Origin of the sequence: Streptomyces aurantiacus (assembly GCF_001418335.1) — a bacterium.
GTDB lineage: Bacteria > Actinomycetota > Actinomycetes > Streptomycetales > Streptomycetaceae > Streptomyces > Streptomyces aurantiacus.
Genome location: NZ_LIPP01000293.1, coordinates 1 through 11065, shown reverse-complemented (window position 1 = coordinate 11065; position 11065 = coordinate 1). Strand labels below are relative to the sequence as shown.

Annotated in this window: 6 protein-coding genes; all 6 read left to right on the top strand. The window is 71.2% G+C overall.

Going from position 1 to position 11065, the window contains the following annotated elements:
- The first annotated feature begins 369 nt into the window (after nucleotides 1-369).
- A complete protein-coding gene (locus AOK01_RS31635; RefSeq protein ID WP_055517692.1) occupies nucleotides 370-1776 on the top strand; it encodes an ABC transporter substrate-binding protein in 1407 nt (468 codons plus the stop codon).
- Between the two features lie 81 nt (nucleotides 1777-1857).
- Entirely contained in the window at nucleotides 1858-3138 is a 1281-nt protein-coding gene (locus AOK01_RS31630) for a carbohydrate ABC transporter permease (protein WP_213862182.1), read from the top strand.
- A 17-nt stretch (nucleotides 3139-3155) separates the two neighbouring features.
- On the top strand, nucleotides 3156-4049 hold the full coding sequence (locus AOK01_RS31625; protein ID WP_055517695.1) for a carbohydrate ABC transporter permease: 894 nt from the start codon (nucleotides 3156-3158) through the stop codon (nucleotides 4047-4049).
- A 195-nt stretch (nucleotides 4050-4244) separates the two neighbouring features.
- Nucleotides 4245-6581, top strand: a complete 2337-nt coding sequence (locus AOK01_RS31620; RefSeq protein ID WP_079103921.1) for a bifunctional glycosyltransferase/CDP-glycerol:glycerophosphate glycerophosphotransferase — start codon at nucleotides 4245-4247, stop codon at nucleotides 6579-6581.
- A 98-nt stretch (nucleotides 6582-6679) separates the two neighbouring features.
- Nucleotides 6680-8836: a bifunctional glycosyltransferase/CDP-glycerol:glycerophosphate glycerophosphotransferase gene (locus AOK01_RS31615; RefSeq protein WP_055517693.1), complete on the top strand. Its 2157-nt coding sequence runs from the start codon at nucleotides 6680-6682 to the stop codon at nucleotides 8834-8836.
- Nucleotides 8837-8924: 88 nt separating this feature from the next.
- Nucleotides 8925-11065, top strand: a 2141-nt coding sequence (locus AOK01_RS31610; protein WP_055517688.1) for a bifunctional glycosyltransferase/CDP-glycerol:glycerophosphate glycerophosphotransferase, incomplete at its 3' end; no start/stop codon positions are given.

The window sequence follows — 11065 nt, the reverse complement described above, 5'->3', positions numbered from 1 at the left end:
CGCCCCCAGACCCCCGCTATCGGCCTGAACGGCCTCGTCCTCAAACGCCGGACGGGCTGAAAGAACAAACGCCGGGCGGGCGCGCGAAGCAGGATGCCGGGCGCCCCTGAAAGGCAGGGGCGCAGCCCCGTCTTTCAGGGGCGCGGGGAACTGCGCGACCAGCCACATACGACCCGCACCCGACGAAAAAGCCACGGGGCCCGGGGCAGAGCCCCGGTGTGGGTCGGCGTGGGCCCAAGCCCCACGTCACGACGCGATTACGATCACCCCCCTGACAGCGCAGGCGCCCTTGCCGATGCCGAGCGGACGGGCGTAGACCAAGAGCGCACGGGACAGCGCTCGGGCGTTCGACGGAGAACGGGGCACACCATGCGCAGCAGCAGCATTCTTCGTATCAGCAGGTCACACCGGTCGCGCAGGACGGGCAGGGCCGCCAAGGCCGCGGCTGCCGTCGTCGCGGGGGCGATGGCGCTCACGCTCACGGCATGCGGTGGTGATGACAACAAGGACGAGGACGAGGGGGGCAGCGGCGGGAAGACCGGCGCCGCCCCCAGTGTTCAGCTCCCCAAGCTCGACGGCCAGAAGCTTGAGGTGGCGGCCGTGTGGACCGGACCCGAGCAGGAGAACTTCACCAAGGTCCTGGACGAGTTCGAGAAACGGACGGGCGCGGAGGTCGGTTTCGTACCGACCGGGAACAACACGTCGACCTTCCTGGGCACGAAGATCCAGGGCGGCAAGCCGCCGAACGTGGCGTTCCTTCCGCAGGTCGGCGTGTTGCACCAGTTCGCCGAGAAGGGCTGGGTGAAGCCCCTGGGCGCCGAGGCACAGGCGCAGGTCGACAAGAACTTCTCGGCCGGCTGGAAGGACCTGGGCGCCTACGAGGGCAAGCAGTACGGCGTCTACGCGAAGGCCGCCAACAAGTCGCTGGTCTGGTACAACACGGCGGCGTTCGAGGCGGCGGGCATCACGGCCGAGCCGAAGACGTGGGACGAGTTCGTGCAGACCGCGCAGACCCTGTCGGACGCGGGTTCGCCCGCGGTCTCCGTCGGCGGGCAGGACGGCTGGACCCTCACCGACTGGTTCGAGAACATCTATCTCTCGCAGGCGGGCCCGGAGAAGTACGACCAGCTGGCCAAGCACGAGATCAAGTGGACGGACCCCTCCGTGAAGGAGGCCCTGACCACGCTGGCCCAGCTGTGGGGCAAGGACGACCTGCTGGCGGGCGGCAAGGCAGGCGCGCTGCGCACCGAGTTCCCCAAGTCGGTGACGAACACCTTCTCCGGTGACACCCCGGCGGCGATGGTCTACGAGGGCGACTTCGTCGCGGCGAACATCAACGCCGACACGAAGGCCAAGATCGGCACGGACGCCAAGGTGTTCCCGTTCCCGGCGGTCGGCGACGAGTCGCCGGTGGTCAGCGGTGGTGACGTGGCCGTGGCGCTGAAGGACGACAAGGCCTCGCAGGCCCTGCTGACCTTCCTGGCGTCGACCGACGCGGCCGAGATCTGGGCGGCGCAGGGCGGCTTCATCTCCCCCAACAAGGAGATGGATCAGAAGAAGTACAAGGACGACGTGACCCGCGACATCGCCAAGGCGCTGCTCGCGGCCGGTGACGACTTCCGCTTCGACATGTCCGACCAGGCCCCGGCCGCCTTCGGCGGTACGCAGGGCACCGGCGAGTGGAAGGCGCTGCAGGACTTCCTGAAGACCCCCGCGGACGTCGAGGGCGCCCAGCAGGCGCTTGAGACGTCCGCCGCCAAGGCGTACAAGGGCTGACGGCCGCCGATGGCGTCGCAGCTGGCGACGGCGGGGGGACCGGCCAATCCGGTGCCCCCCGCCGGCAAACGCAAGAGTGTGATGGGCACCCGGCCGTGGGTGGCGGGTCTGTTCCTGCTGCCCGCGATCGTGCTGCTCGGCGCGCTCGTGGTCTACCCGATCGGGTACTCGGTCTGGCGCAGTCTGTACGACGCCGACGGTTCGGGCTTCGTGGGCCTCGGCAACTACGGCGACCTGTTCAGTGACGACGCCACCTTCACCGCGGTCAAGAACACCGCGATCTGGGTCGCGGTCGCCCCGGCGCTGGTCACCGGGCTCGGTCTGATCTTCGCCGTGCTGACCGAACGGGTGCGCTGGTCCACGGCGTTCAAGCTGGTCATCTTCATGCCGATGGCGATCTCCATGCTCGCCGCGGGCATCATCTTCCGGCTGGTCTACGAGGCGGACCCGGACCAGGGCGTGGCCAACGCCGTGGTGGTGGGCGTGCACGACACGTTCGCCGAGTCGTCCGTGTATCCGAAGGCGCGGCCGTCGGCCGTGAGCGACCTGAAGGCGTCCGGCGGGGGTTCCTTCACCTCCACCGGCACGGTGCGCGCGGGCTCGCCCGCCCTGCTCCCGCTGGTCGGCATCGCGCCGAACAAGGTGCCGGGCAGCCCCGGGGACGCCAAGGCCGCCGAGTCCTCGGGCGACGGCGTGTCCGGCACGGTCTGGCTGGACTTCAAGCTGGGCGGCGGCGGTGCGAAGGGCGCCGTCGACGCGGGCGAGAAGGCCCTGCCGGGCATCGAGGTCGAGGCGGTCAGGGACGGCAAGGTCGTGGCCTCCGCGAAGGCCGGCGACGACGGTACGTTCACGCTGCCGGCGTCGGCCGACGGCGCGCAACTGCGGTTGCCGGCCTCGAACTTCGCGGCGGCGTACAACGGCGTCGACTGGCTCGGCCCGAGCCTGGTCACCCCGGCCATCATCGGGGCGTACGCCTGGATGTGGGCGGGCTTCGCGATGGTGCTGATCGCGGCGGGCCTCGCGGGCGTGGACCGCAACCTCCTGGAGGCGGCCCGCGTCGACGGGGCCAACGAGTGGCAGGTGTTCCGCCGGGTGACGATACCGCTGCTCGCGCCGGTCCTCGTCGTCGTCCTGATCACCCTGATGATCAACGTGATGAAGATCTTCGACCTGATCTACATCATCGCCCCGCAGCCCACCCAGGACGAGGCCAACGTCCTGGCCCTGCAGCTCTACAACTCCTATACCGGCGGTGGCGGAAACCTCGGCCTCGCCAGCGCCATCGGTGTGGTCCTGCTGCTGCTCGTCATGCCGGTGATGATCGTCAACATCCGCCGACTGCGAAGGGAGCGCCGACGGTGACCGCACCCTCCGTACCTCTGAAAGCCGGACCGCGGACCGCGGAAACGGCCGGTCCGCCCGGGCGGTCGCTCGTCTCCAGGCTGGCGAGCGGCGCGTCCGGCGGCGTGCTGCGGGTGTTCCTCATCCTGGTCGCGCTGCTCTGGGTGACGCCGACGGTGGGGCTGCTCGCCTCGTCGTTCCGTGACCCGACCGACATCGCCGACTCCGGCTGGTGGGACGTCTTCAGCAAGCCGTCGCAGCTCACCACCGAGAGCTACTCGACGCTGCTCGGCAAGGAGGTGATCACCGACTCCCTGCTCAACACGATCTACATCACCGTCCCGGCCACGCTCATCGTCATCGTCATCGGGTCCATGGCCGGGTACGCCTTCGCCTGGATGGACTTCAAGGGCCGTGACTGGTGGTTCCTGGCCGTGGTGGCGCTGCTCGTGGTGCCGGTGCAGATCGCCCTGATCCCGATGTCCGACCTCTTCGGCGACCTCGGGATCTTCGGCAGCATCACCGGTGTCGTCCTCTTCCACGTGGGCTTCGGGCTGCCGTTCGCGATCTTCCTGTTGCGCAACTTCTTCGCGGAGATCCCCCGTGAACTCCTGGAGGCGGCACGGCTCGACGGGGCGGGCGAGATCCGGTTGTTCACGACCGTGATCCTGCCGCTCGGCGGGCCCGCGATCGCCTCGCTCGGCATCTTCCAGTTCCTGTGGGTGTGGAACGACATGCTGGTGGCGCTGGTCTTCTCGGACTCCGACTCCCGGCCGCTGACGGTCGCGCTGACCGAGCAGACCCGGCAGTTCTCCGGCAACATCGAGACGCTCGCGCCCGGCGCGTTCATCTCGATGGTGATCCCGCTGGCCGTGTTCTTCGCGTTCCAGCGGCAGTTCGTGTCCGGCGTGATGGCGGGGGCGGTGAAGTAGCCGCCGAAGCAGCCATCGAAGTACCGGTCACGCACACGCCAGTACCCGGTCACGTACACGTTGTGGAGGGGCGGGCCGCCGTCGGTCCGTCCCTTCGCGTGTGCCCGGGGTCCCCCACATGCCGCATCCGGCGTAACCACGTAACCCCTTCGGCCGTTGCCGGGCAATATGGCCGCGCCGACCCATGGATGTCCCTTGCCCCGGTTCAGTGTCATCGTCCCCGCGTACCAGGTGCGGGCGTATCTGCACGAGTGCATGGCATCGGTCCTTGAACAGTCCTTCACCGACGTCGAGTTGATCGCTGTCGACGACTGCTCGCCGGATGCCTGCGGTGAGATCATCGACGAGTTCGCGGCCCGCGATCCGCGGGTGCGGGCCGTCCACCTCAAGGAGAACGTGGGTCTGGGCCGGGCCCGCAACGCGGGTATGCGGTACGCGACCGGCGACTACCTGGTCTTCCTCGACGGCGACGACACGCTCACCCCGCACGCGCTGCGGGAGATCGCCGACCGCGTCAAGGAGACCGGCGATCCGGACGTCCTGGTCTACGACTACGCGCGCACCTTCTGGTCGGGCGAGACGGTCCGCAACGTGCAGGCGGGCCGGCTCACCGAGAAGGGCCCGGCGCCGTTCCGCCTCGACGACCGGCCGGGGCTGCTGAACGTCCTCATGGTCGTGTGGAACAAGGCGTACCGCCGGGAGTTCGTCGAGCGGGAGGGGTTCACGTTCCCGCCCGGCTACTACGAGGACACCCCCTGGACGTACCCGGTCCTGATGGCCGCCGAGACCATCGCGACGCTCGACCGGGTCTGTGTCCACTACCGGCAGCGCCGCCGGGGCAGCATCCTCGGCACGACCAGCGCCCGGCACTTCGACATCTTCGACCAGTACGACCGTGTCTTCGCCCATCTCGACGCGCACCCCGAACTGGCGCACTGGCGCCCGGTCCTGTTCCGGCGCATGGTCGACCATCTGTCGGCGGTGTTCCTCAAGCGCGACCGGCTGCCGGCCGGCTCCCGCGCCGCGTTCCTGCGCAAGGCCCGCGCCCACTACGGCCGTTACCGCGTACGGGGTGTCGGCGTCCCCTCCAGCAACCGGCTGCGGCACGCCCTGGTGCGCCTCGGCAGCCATCGGACGTACCGCGCCCTGTGGACGGCGGCGCGGCTGCACAGACGGGCCGCGCGGCTCGCGGGGGCGCTGGCCCGTGGTGTCCGCGCCGCCGCGCTGCGGCTGCACTACGGCGTCCAGCGCCGGCTGCCCCTGCGGGCCGACCGTGCCGTGTTCGCCGGGTACGGGGGGCGTGGTCACGGCTGCAATCCCGGGGCGCTGGAGGCCGCGTTCCGTACGCACGCCCCGGGGATGCGCACCGCGTGGGTCGCGGACCCCGAGTTCCATCACACGATCCCGACGGGGACGCGCAGGCTGACGCCGGGTTCCGTCGCGTACTGGACGGCGCTCGCCCGGTCCAAGTACCTCGTCGACAACGTCGGTTTCGACCGCCGGCTGGTCAAGAGGACCGGCCAGATCCTGGTCCAGACGCAGCACGGCACACCGCTCAAGCACATGGGCCTGGACCTCCAGGACCGCCCCGCGGCGGCGCGCGGCACGGACTTCGCCGAGCTGCTGCGCGACGCCGACCGGTGGGACTACTGCCTGTCCGGAAACCGCCACTCCACGCTCGTCTGGGAGCGCGTCTTCCCGGCCGCCTACACGACACTGGAGTACGGCCAGCCGCGCAACGACGTGTTCCAGCGGGCGACTTCGGCGGACGTGGCCCGGCTGCGCGAGTCCCTCGGCATTCCCGCGGGCGCGGTGGCGGTCCTGTACGCGCCGACGCACCGCGACTACCTCCGCACCCAGCGCACCGCGCTCGACCTGGAGCGGGTGTTGCGCCGGCTGGGCCCGCGGTTCGTCCTGCTGACGCGCGCGCACCACGCGTACCGGGCGCCGCTGGCCCGCAGTGGCGGCCGGCTGATCGACGTGTCGGACCATCCGAGTGTCGAGTCGCTCTGCCTGGCCTCGGACGCGCTGGTCACCGACTACTCGTCGATCATGTTCGACTACGCGGGCCTCGACCGGCCGATCGTGATCCACGCGGACGACCGGGAGGCGTACGAGGCGGCCCGCGGGACCTATTTCGACCTGCGCGCGTTCCCGCCCGGTGCGATCGCCCGCAGCGAGGACGAGCTGATCGACATCTTCGCGACCGGCCACTGGCGCGGTTCGCGTTCCGCGCAGCTGCGGGCCGCCTTCCGGGAGCGTTTCTGCCCCTACGACGACGGGCGGGCCGCGGAACGGGTCGTACGCCGTGTCGTGCTCGGTGAGACGGCCGGGCTGCCCGCGGTGGTGCCGCCCGACGAGCGCCATCCGGTGCCGTCCGCGGCGAGCCGGACCCCCGCCGCCACGACGGCCCTGATCCCCGCACGCGCAGTCCCCGGAGCCCCCGGAGCCCTCGGAGTCCCCGTACCCGGAGTATCCGGAGCGGCGACCGAAGTCGCCGAGGTCCCTGTCTCCTTCGTCGACCCGCCCTGATCTCCCGAACGGCCATCGGGACGAGGCACCCGGCGCGACCGGGCCGTCCCCTTCGCCGTTTCCAGGCACCACACCCGAGCCGACCCATGGACGCCCCCTTGCCCCGCTTCAGCATCATCATCCCCATCCAAGGCGGCGCGGGGCGACTCCCGTCCGCACTCGATTCGGTCCTCGCCCAGTCCTTCCCCGACGTCGAGCTGATCGCGGTCCGCGCCGCCCCCGGCTCCCCTGCGGCGGCCGTCGTCGCCGAGTACGCCGCCCGCGACCCCCGGGTCGTCCCGGCGGACTCGCCACAGGCGGCCACCGGCACGTATCTGCTGTTCCTCGACACGGACACCGTCCTGCCGCCGGGGGCCCTCGCGGCGGTGCACGCACGGCTGGCGGAGACCGGCGACGTGGACGTCCTGTACCTCGGGCACGAGCGCGTCCCGTGGTGGCAGGGCCCCTCGGTGACGGAGCTGTTCGAGGACGGTCCCGCGGACGCTCCCGTGTGCGGCCCCGCGAGCGGCGTCCGGCTGCCGCCCTTCTGGGCCGCCGCCTACCGCCGTGCGTTCCTCACCGACCACGTCCCCGAAGCGGCCCTGTCGCCGGCCCGCGGAACGGACATCAGCCGGCCTGCGCTGGCGGCCCTGGCCGCCGGGCGGACCGCCGTACTGCCCACCGTGTGCGTACGGCACCACGAGCCCCGGCGCAGCCGCCCCGCACCCGGCAGGCACGACGACCTCCTCGACCAGGTCGAGCTGGTGCTGGACCGAGCCACCGAGCGGGGGCTTCCCGAGGACCGGCTGCGCGCCCTCTTCGGACAGCTCTTCGCCGAGGTCCTCGACCTGGCGTCCGCCGCCCCCTGCGGCCGGGCCTTCTTCCGCCGCGCAAGCAGGCTCCACCGGCGCCACCGCCCGGCGGGCCACCGTGCACAGGGACTGCGCGACCGGCTGCTGCGGCGGGGCGCGTACACGGCGTTCCGGGTGCTGCCCGCCCTCAGCCGGCGGACGGCGCGGGTACGGGCGTACGCGGCCCGCGCCGTGCTGCGCAGGCGCCGCGCCCTCACCTACGCGTGGTATCTGCGCAGGCCGCTGGACGAGAACCTCGCCGTGTTCGCCGCCTACTGGGGCCGCGGCTACGCCTGCAACCCGGCGGCCGTCCACCGCAAGGCACGTGAACTCGCCCCGCACATCAGGTCGGTGTTCCTGGTGAAGGAGAAGGAACTGCCGCACATGCCCGACGACGTGGAGAGCGTGGTGATCGGCAGCAGGCGGTACTGGGAGGTGATGGCGCGGGCGAAGTACACCTTCAACAACGTCAACTTCGACAACTCCGTGCGCAAACGCCCCGGCACCGTGCACGTCCAGACGCACCACGGGACGCCGCTGAAGCGCATGGGCGTCGACCAGATCGAGTACCGGGCCGTCGCGGCGGCCACCGGGAACTTCGGCCGGCTGATGCGGCGCGTGGACCGCTGGGACTGCTCCCTGTCCTCCAACGCCCACTCCACGGAGGTCTGGTCGGGCGCCTACCCCGGCACCTTCACCCACCTGGAGTACGGATATCCGCGCAACGACCGCTTCTGCACGGCAGGCCCCGGTGAGGTCGCCGCGATCCGTGCGCGGCTCGGCATCCCCGAGGACCGGGTGGCCCTGCTGTACGCGCCGACGTACCGGGACTATCCGCGGGACGTGTCGGCGCAGTTCGACCTGGCGCGGTTCTGCGCGGAGATCGGCGAGGAGTTCGTGGTGCTGCTGCGGGCGCACTACTTCCTCGACGGTGACGCCGGGCTGCAACGGGCCGTGGCGGACGGGCAGTTGATCGACGTGACGTCCCTGCGGGACACCGAGGACGTCTGTCTGGCCTCGGACGCGCTGATCACGGACTACTCGTCGATCATGTTCGACTACGCCAACCTGGACCGGCCGATCGTCACGTACGCCGACGACTGGGACGTCTACCGGGACACCCGGGGCGTCTACTTCGACCTGCTCGCCGAGCCGCCGGGCCAGGTCGCCCGTACGCAGGACGAGCTGATCCGGGTCTTCACGTCGGGCGAGTGGTCGGACGAGCGGTCCGCCGGGCTGCGGTCCCGGTTCCGTGAGCGGTTCTGCCAGTTCGACGACGGGCAGGCCGCCGAACGGGTCGTACGGCGGGTGCTGCTCGGGCAGCCCGAGGAGGAGCTGCCGCCGCTGATCCCGCTGCGCGAGCGGCTGCCCGCCCCCGCAGCGGCCGGCACCACCGGCAGGCGCTCCCGCACACCGACGCGCTGATGCCGACGCCCTGATGCCCGATGTCCCCCTGCTGTCTTCTCCCGCAACCGCCGTGTCACGCCGGCAAGTTCCCGGACCTGGAAGTGCCATGCCCCGCTTCAGCATCGTCGTGCCCGTCTACCAGGTGCAGGGCTACCTGCGCGCCTGTCTGGAGTCGGTCCTCGACCAGTCGTACGGCGACTTCGAGCTGATCGTCGTCGACGACTGCTCCCCGGACGGCAGTCCGGCCATCCTCGACGAGTTCGCGGCCCGCGACGAGCGGGTCGTACCGGTGCATCTGCCCGCCAACGGCGGCATCGGCCCGGCCCGCAACCACGGGGTGCGGCTGGCGCGGGGCGAGTACCTGCTCTTCCTGGACAGCGACGACAGCTACACACCGGGCACGCTGCGGGCCATCGCCGAGCGCATCGACGCGACCGGGCGGCCGGACGTCGTCCTGTTCGACTACGCGCGCACGCACTGGTACGGCGCGGTGAAGCGCAACCGGGACGCGGAGGTGTTCGGCGCGGCGGGCGCCGAGGTGTTCACGGTCGCCGAACGCCCCGAACTGCTCGACCTGTTCACGGTCGTGTGGAACAAGGCGTACCGCCTCGACTTCTTCCGCGAGGGCGGCTTCGCCTTCCCCACCGGCTTCTACGAGGACGCGGTGGTCGTCTACCAGACGCTGTGGACGGCCCGCACGATCACCCTCGTCGACCGGGTCTGCGTGTACTACCGGCAGCGCCGCCGGGGCAACGCGCTGCGCACGCCGAGCCGGGAGCACTTCGAGGTGTTCGCGCAGTACGAGCGGCTGTTCCGGTTCATCGAGGAGCGGCCGGAGCTGGCGCGGTGGCGCGGTTTCCTCTACGACCACATGGCGGACCACTATCTGTTCATCCTCCGGCAGCGGGACCGCGTACCGCCGTCGTCCCGCCCCGAGTTCCACCGGCGGGCGGCGCGGGACCTGCGCGCCCACCGTCCGACCGGTCACCGCCCCGGCGCACATATCCCGCGGACGTCCTTCACTCTCCTCTCCCGCACTCCGTACGCCCTCTACGCGCTGCACCGCGTCGCCGCGGTGAAGCGGGCCGGCCTGCGCAGGCGCCACCGGGTGTGGCGGCGACGGCTGCGCAAGGTGCTGCTCGCGCTGCACGGGCGGCTGGTCCTGCGGCGCGCGCTGGACCCCCGCCTCGCGGTGTACTCGGCCTTCTCGCACCGGGGCGTCCTCGGCGACCCGGCCGCGATCCACCGCAAGGCCCAGGAGATCGCCCCGCACATCCGGTCGGTGTGGGTGGTCGGCAAGGACCATGTGGACGCGCTGCCGCCAGGTGTCGAGCACGTCCTGCCGGGCAGCCGGGCCTACCGCAGGGTCACGGCCCGCGCCACGTATCTGATCAACAACGTCAACTGGGCGAACGACCTGGTGAAACGCGAGGGCGCCGTCCACATCCACACGCACCAGGGCACCCCGCTGAAGTCGATGGGCGCGGATCTGCTGAAGTACCCGGGCGCGCGGCGCGGTTTCAGTGTCCCGAAGATGCTGCGCCGGGCCGACCGCTGGGACTACAGCCTGGTCGCGAACCCGCATTCCGAGCTGGTCTGGGACCGCGCCTACCCGTGCGGCTTCGTGTCCGTGCGCTCGGGCAGCCCGCGCAACGACTGCCTGGTCCGGCCGGAACCGGGCCGGCGGGAGTCCGTACGGCAGCGCCTGGGCGTCCCGGACGACAGCACCCTGATCCTGTACGCGCCGACCCACCGCGACCACCGCCAGGGCGGTTACGCGCCGACCTGCGACCTGGAACGCCTGGTCGCGGGGCTGCCCGGTGACCACGTCCTGGCCGTGCGGCTGCATCCGTCGCTGGCCAGGCACCACGAACGGGGGCTGGGGCTGCGTGACCTGGCCGAGCGGGGTCTCGTACTCGACGTCACCGACGAGCCGGAGGTCGCGGACCTGCTGCTCGCCTCCGACGCGCTGATCACCGACTACTCGTCGCTGATGTTCGACTACGCGCACCTCGACCGGCCGGTCGTCCTGCACGCCTACGACTGGGACACCTATCTCGCCGCGCGGGGCACGTACTTCGACGTCACCGAGCGTCCGCCGGGCCATGTCACCCGGGACGAGGACGAGCTGGCACGGCTGTTCGCGTCGGGTGCCTGGTGCGACGAGGAGTCGACGCGGCTGCGGTCCGCCTTCCGCGCACGGTTCGGCGGGTACGACGACGGGCGGGCCGCGGAACGGGTCGTACG